11 protein-coding genes are annotated in these 16,924 nt (G+C 32.6%); 8 read left to right on the plus strand and 3 right to left on the minus strand.

Features of this window, described 5'->3' with window-relative positions:
• Positions 1-171 precede the first annotated feature (171 nt).
• The 7 genes from ACKOWY_RS04665 (at position 172) to ACKOWY_RS04695 (ending at position 13,223) form a co-directional block, all read left to right on the plus strand.
• A complete protein-coding gene (locus ACKOWY_RS04665) occupies positions 172-3,297 on the plus strand; it encodes a glycoside hydrolase family 2 TIM barrel-domain containing protein (RefSeq protein ID WP_408940282.1) in 3,126 nt (1,041 codons plus the stop codon).
• Positions 3,298-3,337: 40 nt separating this feature from the next.
• Positions 3,338-4,723, plus strand: a complete 1,386-nt coding sequence (locus tag ACKOWY_RS04670; RefSeq protein WP_408940283.1) for a glycosyl hydrolase family 16 — start codon at positions 3,338-3,340, stop codon at positions 4,721-4,723.
• Positions 4,724-4,755: 32 nt separating this feature from the next.
• Positions 4,756-5,571 carry a family 16 glycosylhydrolase gene (locus ACKOWY_RS04675; protein WP_408940284.1) on the plus strand — a complete coding sequence of 272 codons (816 nt, stop codon included), beginning with the start codon at positions 4,756-4,758 and terminating at the stop codon, positions 5,569-5,571.
• Between the two features lie 104 nt (positions 5,572-5,675).
• On the plus strand, positions 5,676-9,155 hold the full coding sequence (locus ACKOWY_RS04680) for a hypothetical protein (RefSeq protein ID WP_408940285.1): 3,480 nt from the start codon (positions 5,676-5,678) through the stop codon (positions 9,153-9,155).
• A gap of 52 nt (positions 9,156-9,207) precedes the next feature.
• The gene (locus ACKOWY_RS04685) at positions 9,208-10,686 is read left to right on the plus strand and encodes an MFS transporter (protein ID WP_408940286.1); all 1,479 of its coding nucleotides are present in this window, start codon (positions 9,208-9,210) and stop codon (positions 10,684-10,686) included.
• Between the two features lie 21 nt (positions 10,687-10,707).
• Complete coding sequence (locus ACKOWY_RS04690; protein ID WP_408940287.1) at positions 10,708-12,414, plus strand: family 16 glycosylhydrolase; 1,707 nt, start codon at positions 10,708-10,710, stop codon at positions 12,412-12,414.
• Between the two features lie 224 nt (positions 12,415-12,638).
• Positions 12,639-13,223 carry an RNA polymerase sigma factor gene (locus ACKOWY_RS04695; RefSeq protein ID WP_408940288.1) on the plus strand — a complete coding sequence of 195 codons (585 nt, stop codon included), beginning with the start codon at positions 12,639-12,641 and terminating at the stop codon, positions 13,221-13,223.
• A 208-nt stretch (positions 13,224-13,431) separates the two neighbouring features.
• Here ACKOWY_RS04695 and nth read toward each other — a convergent pair whose 3' ends face one another.
• Positions 13,432-14,091, minus strand: coding sequence for an endonuclease III domain-containing protein (gene nth / locus ACKOWY_RS04700; protein ID WP_408940289.1), 660 nt, complete (start codon positions 14,089-14,091; stop codon positions 13,432-13,434).
• Positions 14,092-14,165: 74 nt separating this feature from the next.
• On the opposite strand from nth, the gene bcp reads away from it, so the two are divergent.
• Positions 14,166-14,618, plus strand: a complete 453-nt coding sequence (bcp, locus tag ACKOWY_RS04705) for a thioredoxin-dependent thiol peroxidase (protein ID WP_408940290.1) — start codon at positions 14,166-14,168, stop codon at positions 14,616-14,618.
• On the opposite strand, the gene ACKOWY_RS04710 is transcribed toward bcp, so the two are convergent.
• Positions 14,610-15,200, minus strand: a complete 591-nt coding sequence (locus tag ACKOWY_RS04710) for a helix-turn-helix domain-containing protein (protein WP_408940291.1) — start codon at positions 15,198-15,200, stop codon at positions 14,610-14,612. The genes bcp and ACKOWY_RS04710 overlap by 9 nt on opposite strands.
• 251 nt (positions 15,201-15,451) lie before the next feature.
• Positions 15,452-16,921 (minus strand): TonB-dependent receptor, encoded by a 1,470-nt coding sequence (locus ACKOWY_RS04715; protein WP_408940292.1) that lies wholly within the window; start codon positions 16,919-16,921, stop codon positions 15,452-15,454.
• Positions 16,922-16,924 lie beyond the last annotated feature (3 nt).

The following is a 16,924-nucleotide window of genomic DNA, read 5'->3' on the forward strand; positions in this document are numbered from 1 at the left end:
TATACAACAATCTGCTCGATGTATGTTTTTTGTTGTAATTATTTTTTGATTTATTAAATGGATATACAATACTTTTATCCTAATTTTATGATGTAACAATATAAAATTGTTTAATAAATAGTTACCAAACCTAATAATAAGATTAACAAACAACAATTTATGCCTAGCCTTATGAAAAAAATCATTTTTTTAGTCACACTTTTTATTTATTCGTCTGCAGTTTTTTCACAAGCAGATCGTGTAGAAATTGAAAAGAGTAACTCGGGATTCAAATTAAAAGTCAATGGAAAAGACTTCATCATTAATGGAATGAACTGGGATTATTATCCAATTGGAACTAATTATTCCTACAGTTTGTGGAAGCAGTCTGATGACGTAATTATGGCTGCATTAGATGCAGAAATGGGTCTATTGAAAAATATGGGTGTAAATACCATTCGACAATACACCGGTATTCAACCAAAATGGATCACTTATATTTATCAAAAATATGGTATTTACACGGTAATAAATCATTCTTTTGGTAGATATGGCCTTACTCTTAATGGTTCTTGGGTTCCAAATACTGAATATTCTAATACACTAACTCAAGAAATTCTTCTTAAAGAAACTAAAGAATTGGTAACCGAATATAAGAACACTCCTGGTTTATTGATGTTTTTGTTAGGTAATGAAAATAATTATGGATTGTTTTGGGACGGAGCAGAGACTGAAGATGTTCCAATGGAGGATAGAAAATCTACAGTTAGAGCAAAAGAAATGTATAAACTATTCAATCAAGCTGTAGTTGAAATGAAGAAAATAGATAAATCGCATCCCATCGCAATTTGTAATGGAGATTTACTATTTATTGACATCATTGCTAAAGAATGTAAAGATGTAGATGTTATAGGAACGAACATGTATCGTGGAGTTTCCTTTACCGATGCTTTCCAAAAAGTGAAAGAAAAATTAGATATGCCGTTAATGTTTACGGAGTTTGGTGCCGATTCATTTAATGTTAAAGACAATGCCGAAGACCAAAAGTCTCAAGCATATTATCTAGTAAATAATTGGAAAGAAATTTATCAAAATGCTGCTGGATTGGGTAAATCAGGAAATTCAATTGGAGGTTTTACTTTCCAATTTAGTGATGGATGGTGGAAATACGGTCAAACAAGTAACTTAGATGTTCATGATAACAATGCCTCTTGGTCTAATGGCGGATATCAAGCTGACTTTCATCAGGGTGAAAACAATATGAACGAAGAGTGGTTTGGTATTTGTGCTAAAGGTCCAACTAATGCAAGAGGTTTATATACTTTATATCCTAGAGCAGCTTATTATTCTTTGAAAGAAGCACACAATATAAATCCGTATGAGGCAGGTGCTACTGCTGAAAGTATCGATCGCCATTTCGGATCAATCCAATTAATGGATGCTGTTTTAAGAGCTAGAGGTGATAAAGCAGCTTTAGGTTCAAATGATACTGATATTTTAAAAGTAAGTAATTTAAGAGCAGAATTTACAACTTTTAACACCGGTGGTAGCTTAATCACCACTCCGGCAGTTGCTGCTGCAAATTCATCTTCTTATCCTAATAAATTAGGTTTTGATCATATGCAATCTTACTATGTTGGTGTTGAAGGTAACCCTGCGCCAAATATGAAAGCAAATATTAATGTAAATATTTTAGGTCATGTTGCCGAAAATCCTATTAACGAAATTTTCTATGAAAATAGAGGTAGAAGTCAGTATGTAAGAACAGAAAATGGTGTTGTTACTCAAAGTGATGTTAATAGAGTTCAAATATATAATGCTTCGTATACTTGGAATGAAAAATACTTTGATTTAAAAGGTTTTTATAGAGTAGGTCATTACCATTGGGGATATGAAGGTGATTTTTTTGGTTTGTATACCGAAACAAATTATGGACCAAATATGGACATCTATAACGGAGAAACTTCAGGTTTTGAATTTGAAGGAAAAAAAGGTCTAAGCGGATTAAAAGGAGCATTTGGACCACAATTATGGTGGGGAGCAAATCCGGCGTATCTTTTGAAATATAACAGAAAAATTGGAAAAATAGATGCAACTGTAGTGTATCACGAAGATATTGCAGACGCCAACGCAGCTACAACATCTATAGCTATTCCACTTCCAAAAACCCGTAGAGCAACCGTTCATTTTAAATCAAAGATTGGAAATGTTGGATTAGAACTAGGTGGTATTTGGGGAGGTCAACCATTAAATGGAAGAGTTTTTCAAATTGCTAATGAATTAGATGGAGTATACACAACTTATGACGATAAAATAACTTCAAAAGATAACTGGGGGGGTAAAGCAAAAATCACCTATTCTAAAGGTCGTTTCAATATGTATACGCAAGGAGCGATAATGGGATTAGTTGCAAATGGTGGTGCAGATAATACGAAAACATTTACAGGTTGGAAATTAAAAGATAGCGGAAGTGGAAATCAAACCAACTTCTTAGCTGGATTTACTTACAGCTTTGGTAATCTTCAAATTGCTCCCAACTTTTTATGGCAAAAGCCATTAGTAGGGGCCATGCCAAATGATATTAATGCACCAGGTAGATTAAGAAATATTCAGTCAGATCCGTTTGTTGTTAGATCCAATCGTGAAACTTTAGGAGGTGAGTTGTTACTTACTTACGATCCAACTCCTGCAACCTGGTATTACGAATGGGATAATGATATGGCAGAGGATGCTAAATTTGCAATCAATGCTGATTTCGTTTACCGTCATTTACCAACTACTCAAGATGCTGCCATAGGATTCTTAGTGAATCGTACTGCGTTTGCATTTCCAAATTCTGCTCCAGCACACGATTTATGGGAAGTAAATTCAAGAATTGTTTCAAAATTAACTCCAGAATTCGGATTGATTTCAAATATTTATTTTGGTAATGCTCAAGCAAATGGAAGTGATACCAGATTAATTGAAAGAATTGGAGGAGATGTTAGAATTATTTATAGAAAAGTGAAATTAACTACTTCATTAAAACTAAACGATTGGGGTCCTTATGATTACCATCGTGATTTTAACTTAACTTATCCTACACAGTTTTCTTTGGATTTATCGACTTCAGTAGGAAAACCAAATTGGTTTATTTTACCTAATACCAAAATCGGTATTTTAGGAACTTGGCGTTCATTAGATAAGTATTCTCCAAGATATTTACCTAATCAAACCGCAACTCTTTATGCTACGCAACCAATTATTAGTCCGGTTGGTTTTAATAATGGTTCAGAATGGGAAATTAGAACTTATGTTCACATTAATATTGGCAAATAATTATAATTTAAGACATATGAAAAATATAAAAATCAATACTATGAAAAATTCATTCCTTTTAGCTGTAGTAATGCTATTTACAATGAGTTGTGAAAGAAATTTATCGGATGATGCAACGCTTTCTACCTTTTCTAAAAATGCAGATGTGTTTATCGATACATTCAGTGCAGGTTTAGGTTATGGTGCTTTTGGCGGATCTAATTATACTGCTTTTACAGTAGACACCGAAGTAAAATATCAAGGATCAGCTTCTATGCGATTTGACGTGCCAAGTGTAGGAGATCCAAATGGTGCTTATGCTGGTGGTGTATTTATTGATGGTTCAGGTCGTGACTTAACAGAATATGATGCTTTGACTTTTTGGGTAAAAGGTTCACAAGCAGCTACATTAAATGAAGTAGGTTTCGGAACAGATTTCGGTTTGAATAAATACAATGTAGTTATGGCAAATGTTCCAATTGATACCAATTGGAAAAAAATTATTATTCCAATTCCTGATGCTTCAAAATTAATACAAGAAAAAGGTTTGTTTTGGTATTCTGAAGGTGCAGAAAATAATTTAGGATATACCTTTTGGATTGATAATGTAAAATATGAAAAATTAGGAACCATAGCGCATCCACAGCCTAAAATTATGGATGGTGCAAATGCTACTCAGCAAACTTATATTGGAGCAAACATCAATATGACTGGACTTACAGATACTTTTAATATGCCAAATGGAATTAACCAAACTATTTCATTAGCACCTAGTTATTATACATTTACTTCTTCAAACCCAAGTGTTGCATCGGTGAGTGAATCTGGAGTAATTACAGTATTAACAGCAGGTTCAACAGTAATTACAGCTACAATAGCGGGTACTAATGCAGTCGGATCTTTAACAATTAACTCACTTGGAGTATTTATTCCTGCTCCAACACCTACTGTGAATCCAGCCAATGTGATTTCAATTTTTAGTAATGCATATACTAACGTTCCAGTTGATTATTATAATGGGTATTGGGCTCCATATCAAACAACTTTAGGTCAAGCAGATATTCATATTAATGGAGATGATTTAATCAAATATTCACAATTTAATTTTGTTGGAATCCAATTTTCTCAGCCTACTATTAATGCATCATTAATGACCTACGTTCATGTTGATTTGAAAGTATTAAATACGACAGGAGCAAGAAATTCTATTAATATTAAATTAGTTGATTTTGGGTCTGATGGAATCTACGGTGGAGTGGGTGACTCAAGTCATCAATATACGGTTAACAATTCAAATTTGGCAACAGGAAATTGGGTGAGTTTAGAAATACCACTTTCTGCTTTTACAGGTTTAACCAGCAAAGCACATTTGGCACAATTTATTTTAGGTCCTACAACTTCTGGGATTACAGACCTACTTGTTGATAATGTTTATTTTCATAATTAACAAGTACTATTTAACCTTAATAATTTTTAATCATGATATTCAATAAAAAAATTAATATAAAAAATACCCTATTTGTTAGTTCGTTATTCCTTGTTTTAAGTTGTTCAACAGATGAAAAACAAACTGTTACAACGATGAATCAATTAGTGAAGCAAGACGAATTTGATGTAGATGGTGCACCAGATAGTTCATTGTGGAACTACGATATAGGAACTGGAAATAACGGTTGGGGAAACAATGAATTAGAATATTACACTAATAGACCTCAAAATATTAAAGTCGAGGGTGGTGTTTTAAAAATTACCGCAATCAAAGAAAATTATATGGGTTCTGCCTATACCTCTGCACGAATTACTTCTAAAGGTAAATTCGAGCAAAAACACGGTCGTTTTGAAGCTCGCATTAAAATGCCTTGGGGTAAAGGTGTATGGCCTGCATTTTGGATGTTGGGAGCCAATTCTAGCACAGTTTCTTGGCCACAATGTGGAGAAATTGATATCATGGAATATTTAGGAAATAAACCAACTTCAATGTTTGGATCACTTCATGGTCCTGGCTATTCTGGAGCGAACTCATTGTCTAAAATTTTTAGTCTTATCAATGATCGTTTTGATACCGGATATCATATTTTCGGGATTGAGTGGGGAGAAGATTATATTAATTATTATGTAGATAATGTATTATACAACCAAATTACTCCTGCTAATGCTCCTGGAGAATGGGTTTTTAATCAACCTTTTTATATTATTCTAAATCTTGCGGTTGGTGGTAATCTTCCAGGATCTCCTAATAGTGAAACTACTTTCCCTCAAACAATGTATGTAGATTACGTTAGAGTTTATCAATAGAATTCAAAGAAAAATAAATAGTAAATAAAACAACTTTTAGATTTTTTTATTGAAATCTAATACGATTTTATTTCTAAATAATAGAATTGCATTACAATACAATCATGAATCAGAGTCAAAACGCCTTACTGGATAACGATTTGAAAAATAGCAACAAAGCTGTTTCAATGGAAATAGTAACAGTGGATGGTGAAAAATATTATAAAATCACTAATAATGATGCAATGCGTCCTTTTTTCATGAGTATTGTAAGTGACTCCAATCATTGGATGTTTATTTCAAGTAATGGCGGTCTATCAGCAGGCAGAAAAAACTCCGAGTTTGCTCTTTTTCCTTATTATACCGATGATAAGATTACCGAATCTACCGATATTACGGGAAGTAAAACTATTTTTCAGATTTCGTTTCAAAACGAGGTATTAATTTGGGAGCCATTTTCTGAGCGCTTTACAGATCGTTATACCATCACCCGGAATTTGTACAAAAACTTCTATGGTAACAAAATTCTATTTGAAGAAATCAACCACGATTTACAATTAACGTATCGCTACCATTGGAATTCAAGTAACAAATATGGTTTTGTGAAAAAATCAGAGTTGCACAATCATTCTTCCAAAGCCTATACAATTTCATTATTAGACGGACTTCAAAATATCATGCCTTATGGCGTTAATACCGATCTTCAAGCTACAACCAGTAATCTTGTTGATGCTTATAAAAGAAGTGAATTACATCAAGGATCTGGACTGGGTATTTATGCCTTAAGTGCTATAATTGTAGATAAAGCCGAACCTAGCGAAGCACTAAAAGCCAATATAGTTTGGTCTTTAGGAATTGACAATCCAACTCATCTGGTTTCTTCTTTGCAACTTTCAAATTTTAGAAAAAAATATAGAGTAACCCCAGAAGCAGATGTTAAAGGCGAAAAAGGAGCTTACTTTATAAATTCAGATATAGTATTAAATTCCAATTCTAAGAAAGATTGGATGTTTATTGCTAATGTGAATCAGGATCATTCGGATATTGTTCAAATTATTGAAACCATTCAGAACGATAAAAATCTGATTCAAAGGGTTAACGAAGATGTTGAATTAGGAACTAAAAAATTAATTGATATTAATGCATCTGGAGACGGACTTCAATTAACTGCTGATCATTTAAGAGATACAAGGCATTTTTCAAACACCTTGTTTAATATCATGCGTGGTGGAATTTTTGATTATAATTATCAAATTGAGAAATCTGATTTCACAACTTATTTGAATAAAGCAAACACAATTATTTTTCAAAATTTCGAAAAAGAAATTAAACAACTTCCTGAGTTATTTTCGTTGCAAACAATTAAAGAATTTGCTGAAAAGCATCAGGATGCAGATTTATTTCGTTTGTGCACCGAATATTTACCACTTAAATTTAGTAGAAGACACGGCGATCCAAGCCGACCTTGGAATAAATTTTCTATCAATACGCAAAGTGAAATAGATGGCTCTAAAATATTAGATTATCAAGGAAACTGGCGTGATATTTTCCAAAATTGGGAAGCATTAGCTCATTCATATCCGGATTTTATTGATAACATGATTCATAAATTCCTCAATGCATCTACCTTTGATGGGTATAATCCCTATCGGGTAACCAAAGATGGATTTGATTGGGAAACGATTGAACCTGATAATCCTTGGTCTTACATTGGGTATTGGGGTGATCACCAAATTATCTATTTATTAAAATTCTTAGAATTTATAGAAAAACACCAGCCAAACAAACTCGATTCTTATTTTGATAACGAGTGTTTTGTTTATGCTGCTGTACCCTATGTGGTTAAGCCGTATGAGGATATTTTGAAAAATCCAAAAGATACCGTAGGTTACAATCACGAATGGGAAAAATTAATCAATCAAAGAAAATATGCAATTGGTGCAGATGGAGCTTTGTTAAATAGCAATGAAGGCGCGATTTATCATGTAAATTTTATTGAAAAAATTCTGGCGACTGTATTGTCTAAGATGTCCAATTTTATTCCCGAAGGTGGTATTTGGATGAATACCCAACGACCAGAGTGGAATGATGCCAATAATGCTTTGGTAGGAAATGGCGTTTCAATGGTGACGCTTTATTACTTAAGACGATTTTTAAATTTCTTTCAGCAACTATTAGATCAATCCCAAATAGAAAATATTAAAATCTCTAACGAAATGGTTGAGTTTTACCATGAAGTTAGGGAGTGTTTGCTTGAAAACAAACACTTATTGTCTGGTAAAATTGATGATCAGTCGAGAAGAAAAATTATGGATCGGTTAGGAAAAGCCGCTTCCGATTATCGTCATCAAATCTATAATAGTGGTTTTTGGGGTAAAAAAAGAACCCACTCTATGGCTGGTTTAAAAACTTTTACCCAAGTATGTTTGGATTTTATTGATCATTCTATTGAGGCGAATAAAAGAGCCGATAATTTATACCATGCTTATAATTTGATTACCATTAAAAAGGATAGTGAAATTTCCATTTCCTATTTGAGCGAAATGCTTGAAGGACAAGTGGCGGTTTTGAGTTCGGGAAATTTAAATTCTAAAGAAGCCTTAGTGGTTTTAGATGCATTAAAAAATAGTAAATTATTTAGAGAAGATCAATACAGTTATTTGTTATATCCAAATAAAGAATTGCCAAAATTCTTAGAGAAAAATACTATTTCTAAAGATGCGATTTCCAATTCAGAATTGTTATCCCAATTAGTGTCAAATAATAATACACAAGTAGTTAAATTGGATTGTGATGGGAATTATCATTTTAATGGAAATTTCAATAATGCAAATGATTTAAAGAAAGCACTTGAACAATTAAAAAATGACGAAAAATACCAATCTTTAGTCGAAAAAGAGTTTGATAAAGTGACAGCTATTTTCGAAGAAGTATTTAATCACAAAGCATTCACTGGAAGATCAGGAACATTTTATGGATATGAAGGGTTGGGATCCATTTATTGGCATATGGTTTCAAAGTTGCAATTGGCAGTTCAAGAATGTTGTATAAAAGCTCAAGAAGAACAAGAATCACCGGAAGTAATCGGACGATTATTGGAGCATTATTATGAAATAAACGCTGGTATTGGAGTGCATAAATCACCTGCTTTGTATGGCGCATTTCCAACCGACCCGTATTCGCACACACCTGCTGGTAGGGGAGCACAACAACCGGGTATGACTGGGCAAGTGAAGGAAGATGTATTAAGTCGATTTGGAGAACTAGGTGTTTTTATAAAAAATGGATGCCTGTACTTTTCTCCTGTTTTATTGCGAAAAACCGAATTTTTATCAGAATCTAAAACGTTCCATTATGTGGATTTATTTATGCAACAAAAAGCAATTCAGGTAGGTCCAAATTCGCTTTGTTTTACTTATTGTCAAATTCCAATTGTATATACTATTGGTTCTTCTGATAGAATCGAAGTGATTCATTCAAATAATACGAAAGTAGATTCTGATTCATTACAATTAGATACCCCTACAAGTCAAAAACTATTTTTAAGAACGGGTGAAATTCTACAAATAAATGTAACCATTAATGAGCAGATGCTTCGAAACTAATTTGTTTCGAATACCATTCAATCAAATAATATATCAATTAAAATAATATCAAATGTCAAATAACATTAGCACTTCAAAAGAAACGGTTTCGATGGGTCAGAAGATTGCCTTTGGACTAGGAATGTTAGCAAATCAAATGTTTCCTGCTGCGCTTGGAATATTTATGGTTGTTTTGGTACAAAATTTAGGATTTCCTGCTTGGATGTGGGGGATATTATTCTTTTTACCTCGAATTTTTGACGCATTTATAGATCCAATTATGGGATTTATTTCGGATAATACAAGATCAAGATGGGGGAGAAGACGTCACTATGTTTTTATTGGTGCCATTATTATGGGGATTTCATTCGTGTCTATGTGGCAATTGTATAAAGAAAATGGAGTGCAATATAATTTTATTTTCTTCTTGTTATGGTCTTTCATTTTTTACCTCGGACTCACAATTTTTAGTGTTCCTTATGTAGCGATGGGATATGAAATGAGTGATGATTTTCATGAGCGAACAAGTATTATGGCTATTTCTCAATGGATTGGACAATGGGCTTGGGTCATTGCACCTTGGTTTTGGGTTATTATGTATGATCCCAATTGGTTTCCAAATGCGAATTCAGTAAATCCGTTAAAACCAGATGCCGATACCGCTCTTGCAACTAGAACTTTAGCAATTTGGGTTGGAGTAATTTGTATGTTGCTGGCTATGATTCCGGCCTTATTTATAAAAAGTAAATCAACAGTAAATGAAACTAGTTTTTCACCTCTAACCTTCAAAGCGATAGGTGGAAGTTTAAAAGAGATTCTATTAAGCTTTAAAGAAGCATTCAGCAATAAGCCTTTTACCAAATTATGTATTGCTACTTTTTTGATTTTTAATGCTTTTAATACGGTAGCTGGTTTTACCTTTTTTATTGTAGTTTATTATTTATTTAACGGAAGTACCGTTGATGCAGGTATTTGGCCTACTTTATTTGGATGTGTAGGTGCACTCGCAACTACATTTATTGTGATTCCTTTGGTGGCTTATATTTCAAAGAAAATGGGCAAAAAAGATGCGTTCTTATTATGTCAAGGAATTTCTGTTTTCGGATATATTTTGCTGTGGTTTTTGTTTATTCCGGGTAAACCATATATGTTCTTGTTTGCTTTACCGTTCTTTTCATTTGGTATAGGAAGTCTTTTCACCTTAATGATGTCGATGACTGCAGATGTTTGCGATATGGATGAATTAACTTCGGGTAAACGAAGAGAAGGAATTTTTGGTGCTATATATTGGTGGATGGTGAAATTTGGTTTTGCTATAGCAGGCTTGCTAACGGGGGTAATTATGTCTCTAGTTCACTTTGATCCAAATGCATCTGTTCAAGCAGATGGAGCTATTACTGGCTTGCGATTATTTTTCTCCGGAATTCCAATTCTTGGAACACTAATTGCGATGTGGGTAATGCGTAATTATGATTTAACAGAAGAAAAAGCCAATGAAATTAAAGAACAGCTATTAGCTTCTAGAGAGGCGCAATCTTCAAAAACTAATTAATTTTTATTTCCAAATTATAAAATGAAAAATACAGCATCAATTAAATTACTCTTTTCGCTTTTCCTATTTTGTCAATTTGGATTTGCGCAAGTTGATGTAGTTTATTCTGATTTAGTTTGGTCTGATGAATTCAATACTAATGGCGCTGTAGATTCTAATAAGTGGTTTCACCAAACGCAATTGCCTTCAGGTGGAAGTTGGTTTAATGGTGAACTACAACATTACACCAATCTTATTACAAATTCATTTGTTAATGCTGGAATGTTAAATATTGTTGCCAAAAACGAATCTTATACCGATCAAGGAATTACTAAACAATATACTTCAGCACGATTAAATTCAAAATTTGCTTTTAAATATGGTCGTGTTGATGTGAGAGCAAAATTACCTATTGATGCAGGAACTTGGCCTGCAATTTGGATGTTAGGAAAAAATGTAAATGAACCTGGGGGGTATTTTTCATCTACTTTTGGGACTACAGATTGGCCGGCTTGCGGAGAAATAGATATTATGGAACATGGAATATTTCCATCACAATCTATTAATTACATTCAAAGTACTTTACATACACCTTCATCTTTTGGAGGTTCGGTGAATAATGGAGGAACAATAGCTTCCGATTTGGCGAATAGCTACCACGTGTATTCTTTAAATTGGTCTCCGTTTCAGCTGACCTTTTTATTAGATGGAGTTCCTTATTACACTTACAATCCTGCAGTAAAAAATGCAAGTACTTGGCCTTTTGATTTAGAACAATTTCTTTTGTTAAATGTTGCAATGGGAGGTGTTGCTGGAACAGTGCCTTCAAGTTTTACTCAGGCGTCAATGCAAATTGATTATGTGAGGGTGTATCAAAATACAACTGTGGATACGCAGGCACCTTTAAATTTTACAGCTTCCATAGGAAATGTTACCAGTACATCCATAGAATTGTTGCTTAATGCTACCGACAACTCTGGTACTGTCGGTTATAATGTGTCTTATGGCACCGCTTCAAATAACTATTCAGGAACTTCTGGAGTTCAAAAATCAATTGTTATTTCAGGATTAAATCCAAATACCAATTATTCATTTACTGTGACTGCGAGTGATTTAGCAGGTAATACGGCTTCAAATAATCCAATCTTTTTAAGTGCTACCACTTTACCAAATTCTACATTAATTTGCTCGGGTATTTCCAATCTTGCACAACAAGGGAGTTTTTCAACAGGCTATAATTATGAATTTCAAACCAATAATGGCAACGAGGTAAAAATTACTTACGGATTATTGGATACTGATAAAGTAGGAGTGGTTGCTTTTTTATGGAAACAAACTCCATTCTCTGAGGTACAAATGACTAATGTTTCTGGAAATGTTTTTACACACACATTAACCAATCAAACCATAGGTTCAACTATAAATTACGGAGTTAAATTTGCTTTTGCTGGAGGAATGTCGGTAACCAACTATTATTCTTATGTGGTAGGAAGTGCTTGTTCAATGGGGGTTGCTGCTTTTTCTGAATTAAATTCTATTTCATTTCCAAATCCTGTAACGGATAGTATTAATATTAATTCTAATATTTCAATTGATAAAGTTGAAATATATAATTTACTAGGAATTAAGGTCCTAGAGCAAAATTTAGAAACTGATAAAATTGATGTAACTCATTTGCAGCCTGGTGTTTATTTGATAATAATGTATTTAGGTTCTGAAAAAATAGTTAAAAAGATTATTATTAGATAATCGCAATTCTATTTACTATTTATAGTATTTTTCTTTAATAAAATATCTTAATTAGCTCATTTATTTCAATTAAAATGTTAAAATTTGATTTTTCGTTTGGATATTAAGAAATAATTAAGTTATATTTGTCAACAGTTTATTAACAATTAACAAGTCGCCTATCGTATAAAATTACTTTTAGAAATAAATATTTAGATTATTATTAACTACTAAAAGGTAATTTTATGGCTACTACTCAAATTCCTGATGCTTTATTGGTAAAGAATTATATAGCAGGCGACGAGAACGCTTTGGCTATATTAATTAAAAAACATCAATCTAAAATTTATGGATTTATTTATTCCAAAATGCCAGATCGCGATGTTGCCGACGACATTTTTCAAGACACTTTTATTAAAGTAATTAAAACTTTAAAATCCAATTCATATAACGAAGAAGGTAAATTTTTGCCATGGGTTATGCGTATCTCACATAACTTAATTGTAGATCATTACAGAAAAAACAAGAAAATGCCAATGCTACGTGAAACAGAAGAATTTTCAATTTTCTCAATCCTTACAGATAATTCTTTAAATGCAGAAGGTAGAATTATTACCGATGCCATTGAAAAAGATTTGCATAAAATAATTCAGCAACTTCCTGATGATCAAAGGGAAGTACTTGAAATGCGTATCTTTCAAGATCTAAGTTTTAATGAAATTGCAGAACAAACCGGAGTGAGTATTAATACAGCTCTTGGAAGAATGCGATATGCATTAATGAATCTGAGAAAAATTATTGAAAAAAATAATATTATTTTAACGAATTAAACAATATTTTGAATGCTATAACGTTATAGATATAAATTTAATTTTTTCTATGGCAAAACTTTACTCTAAAAAAGAATTAGCTTCAAAAAAAATGTTACCAAAAAAAGAAACGATTAGTTTTATTCTTAATTATTCAAAAGCATTGAATATAGTTAAAGTTGGTAACTGCAATTTCGAAATTATTGCTAATTAAAAAAATATCCCGATGTTATCGGGATATTTTTTTTTCTGCTTCTTTGATGATTTTTTTACTTCCTATATTTTTGGTAATAAAATCTTTGTCAATATTCCAGCCACGAGCAGGCGAATATTCCCTGCCATACCAAATAATTTGAAGATGTAGATCGTTCCATAATTCCTTTGGAAATAGGGCTTTTGCATCTTTTTCAGTTTGGATTACATTTTTACCATTACTCAATCCCCAACGGTACATTAAGCGGTGTATATGGGTGTCAACAGGAAATGCAGGTACACCAAAGGCCTGACTCATAACCACACTTGCTGTTTTATGTCCCACAGCAGGAAGTGCTTCTAAAGCTTCAAAACTTTGAGGAACTTCACCATTGTATTTTTCTATTAAGATTTGAGATAAACCATAGATACCTTTTGATTTCATTGGAGATAATCCACAAGGGCGAATGATTTCTTTTATTTCTTCGACTGTCATTTTTACCATATCCCAAGGATTATCTGCTTTCGCGAATAATATTGGAGTGATTTGATTTACTCTAACATCCGTGCATTGTGCCGATAGTAATACCGCAATAAGTAAGGTGTAAGGGTCTTTATGATCTAACGGAATTGGGATGCTTGGATAAATTTCTTTTAACGAATTTATAACAAATGTTGCACGCTCTTTTTTGGTCATTAATTGTTAAATTTGATTTGTAAATTAAATCAATTTAGCCGACATTCACAAAAATTAAATCTAATTCAATACCCATGACACATTTAAAAGTAGGAGATAAAGCGCCAAATTTCTCAGGAGTTGATCAAAACGGATCTGCGCATACTTTAGCAGATTACAAAGGAAAAAAATTAGTTGTTTTCTTTTATCCAAAAGCGAATACTCCAGGATGTACCGCGGAAGCTTGTGATCTTAGAGATAATTTCGAACGTTTCCAATCGAATAATTATGCGTTACTTGGTGTAAGCGCCGATTCGCAAAACGCGCAATTGAAATTTAAAGATAAATTCAATTTTCCTTTTCCATTACTTGCAGATGAAGATAAATCGGTAATCCAAGCATTTGGAGTTTGGGGACCTAAGAAATTTATGGGTAAAGAATACGACGGAATACACAGAACAACTTTTGTTATCAATGAATCCGGAATTATTGAACAAGTAATTTCTGAAGTAAAAACTAAAGCGCACGCCGCACAAATATTAGGCTAGCCTTAAATTATTTAATTCTATTTGTTCCAAAAACACCCGGTTTTTAAAGGTTTTTACTTTTTTAAAGTGGGATGGAGTTATTCCAGTTACTTGTTTGAACTGGGTTGATAAATGAGCAACGCTGCTATATTGTAATTGGTGTGTAATTTCATTGAGAGTTAATTCATTGTAAAGAATTAGCTCTTTTGCTTTTTCAATTTTATGTAACACAATGAAATGTTGTATGGTCATTCCAGTTACTTCTTTAAATAAATTGGATAGATACGTATAATTCAAGTTTAGTTTTTTACTCAAATAAATTGAAAGTTTAATTTTTGGAAGTTCGTTACTGTTGTGCACCATTTCGATGATGCAATTTTTTATTTTTTCTACTGTAGTCATTCTTTTTTCATACAGCAATTCCAATCCGCATTCTAAGAGAATTTTGTTTAGGTTCTCTTTTTTAGATTCAAATAATTCCGGTTCTAAAAGTTCTACTTCCCCCAGATTTACGCATTTATAAAGTATCCCTGAAGTATCTAAAGCATTTTCAACTACTTTAATGCATCGCTGTGAAACCATGTGCTTAATGTGAATTTTCATACTTTATTTGAATTAGCAAATTTGTAAATACAAAATGTATCAGAATTCTGTTCTGGTACAAAGCCAATCAAATAGTAGGGGTGAAGTTTAAATAGATTTCTTCGGGGACTGAAGAAGTAACTAATTACTAGTTAAATATTTTCATAAAAATAATAAAATAATTCTTATTGAACAAATTCGCAATACATTAATTTTGAGATTTATCATGATAAATAAAAAAAACCTCAATGTAACATTGAGGTTTTTGATTTTTAATTGCTTACGTCTTCTAATACTTTATTCGGATCGTAGCCAAATAATTTTTTATGTTTAATAAGTTCGGCGGTTCCTTCAGGCAACAGTTTTTCCCATCCTTTAGTTCCAGAACCAATCATTTTTAAAACTTCTCTTGAAAAGATTTTTAAATTATCCTTATCGTAGTCGGTTACATCAATTACTTTTCCATTGTATGCGAAGAATTTGTATAATTCTTTCATTCTTGGATGTACTTTTAAGTTTTGAGAGGTAATTACTTCACCATCTTCCAGCATTGGATATAAATATACTTTTAAATCTCTGTAGAATAATTTTCCGAATGCTTCTAATATTCCTCCACTTAAATGACGGTAATATTTTTCATCAAAAATATCTACTAAGTTATTTACACCCATTACCAATCCCATACGGGCTTTGGTATAGCTTGAGAAATATTCTACCACTTTATAGTATTCTTGGAAATTCGAAATCATAACGGTTTGCCCTAATGAGCAAAGTAATTCCGCTCGATCCATAAAATCTCTTTCGTCAATTTCGCCTTCTGAACGTAAATTGGATAAAGTGATTTCAAAAATCACAAATGTATTTTCCTTCTCTACTTTATTTTCTTTGGTAAACATATCAAGAGATAAATTCAACATGTCCATATTAACCTTAGTTACAGGACGGAAACTACCTCTTAGTGCCAAAATATTCTTTTTATATAAAACGGCTGCTGGTAATATGTTGTGTCCATCAGGACTAAACATTACGGCATCGGTCATTCCATTTTTAACCAATTGCAAACTCATCAAACGGTTGTCAACATTTGCAAAACGAGGGCCAGAAAAATTGATGGTATCTATTTCTAATTGATCTTTATCTAAATGATCGTATAAATAACGAAGTAATTTTTTTGGGTCGTTGTATTTATAAAACGCACCATAAATTAAGTTTACACCAAGAATACCAAGGGTTTCCTGTTGTAAACGAGCATCTGTTTCTTTAAAACGGATGTGAAGAATAATTTCATTATAATCTTCTTCTGGTTCCAGTTGGTATTTAATTCCAACCCAACCGTGACCTTTAAATTGTTTTGCAAAATCAATAGTTGCTACCGTATTGGCATAACTAAAAAATAATTTATTTGGATGTTTGGCGCGGTCTAATCTTTTTTCAATTAATTCTACTTCATGGGAAAGCATTTTTGTTAGTCGGCTTTCAGTTACATAACGGCCATCTGTTTCAACTCCGTAAATAGCATCACTAAAATCTTTATCGTAAGCAGACATTGCTTTTGCTATGGTTCCAGAAGATCCACCTGCTCTAAAAAAATGGCGCACTGTTTCTTGTCCCGCTCCAATTTCTGCAAAGGTGCCATAAATATTTTCGTTCAAATTAATGCGCAACGCTTTGTCTTTAATAGAAGGAATTTGTTCTATAACCTTGTCGCCTTTTAATTTTATGTCTAATCCGGAATTTCCCATAAT

The sequence above is a fragment of the Flavobacterium sp. genome (assembly GCF_046073885.1).
Lineage (GTDB): Bacteria > Bacteroidota > Bacteroidia > Flavobacteriales > Flavobacteriaceae > Flavobacterium.

Excerpts from the sequence above, each read along its gene's own strand:
- ACKOWY_RS04665 (WP_408940282.1), top strand. The coding sequence starts at position 172 with ATGAAAAAAATCATTTTTTTAGTCACACTTTTTATTTATTCGTCTGCA.
- ACKOWY_RS04670 (WP_408940283.1), top strand. The coding sequence starts at position 3,338 with ATGAAAAATTCATTCCTTTTAGCTGTAGTAATGCTATTTACAATGAGT.
- ACKOWY_RS04675 (WP_408940284.1), top strand. The coding sequence starts at position 4,756 with ATGATATTCAATAAAAAAATTAATATAAAAAATACCCTATTTGTTAGT.
- ACKOWY_RS04680 (WP_408940285.1), top strand. The coding sequence starts at position 5,676 with ATGAATCAGAGTCAAAACGCCTTACTGGATAACGATTTGAAAAATAGC.
- ACKOWY_RS04685 (WP_408940286.1), top strand. The coding sequence starts at position 9,208 with ATGTCAAATAACATTAGCACTTCAAAAGAAACGGTTTCGATGGGTCAG.
- ACKOWY_RS04690 (WP_408940287.1), top strand. The coding sequence starts at position 10,708 with ATGAAAAATACAGCATCAATTAAATTACTCTTTTCGCTTTTCCTATTT.
- ACKOWY_RS04695 (WP_408940288.1), top strand. The coding sequence starts at position 12,639 with ATGGCTACTACTCAAATTCCTGATGCTTTATTGGTAAAGAATTATATA.
- nth (WP_408940289.1), bottom strand. The coding sequence starts at position 14,091 with ATGACCAAAAAAGAGCGTGCAACATTTGTTATAAATTCGTTAAAAGAA.
- bcp (WP_408940290.1), top strand. The coding sequence starts at position 14,166 with ATGACACATTTAAAAGTAGGAGATAAAGCGCCAAATTTCTCAGGAGTT.
- ACKOWY_RS04710 (WP_408940291.1), bottom strand. The coding sequence starts at position 15,200 with ATGAAAATTCACATTAAGCACATGGTTTCACAGCGATGCATTAAAGTA.
- ACKOWY_RS04715 (WP_408940292.1), bottom strand. The coding sequence starts at position 16,921 with ATGGGAAATTCCGGATTAGACATAAAATTAAAAGGCGACAAGGTTATA.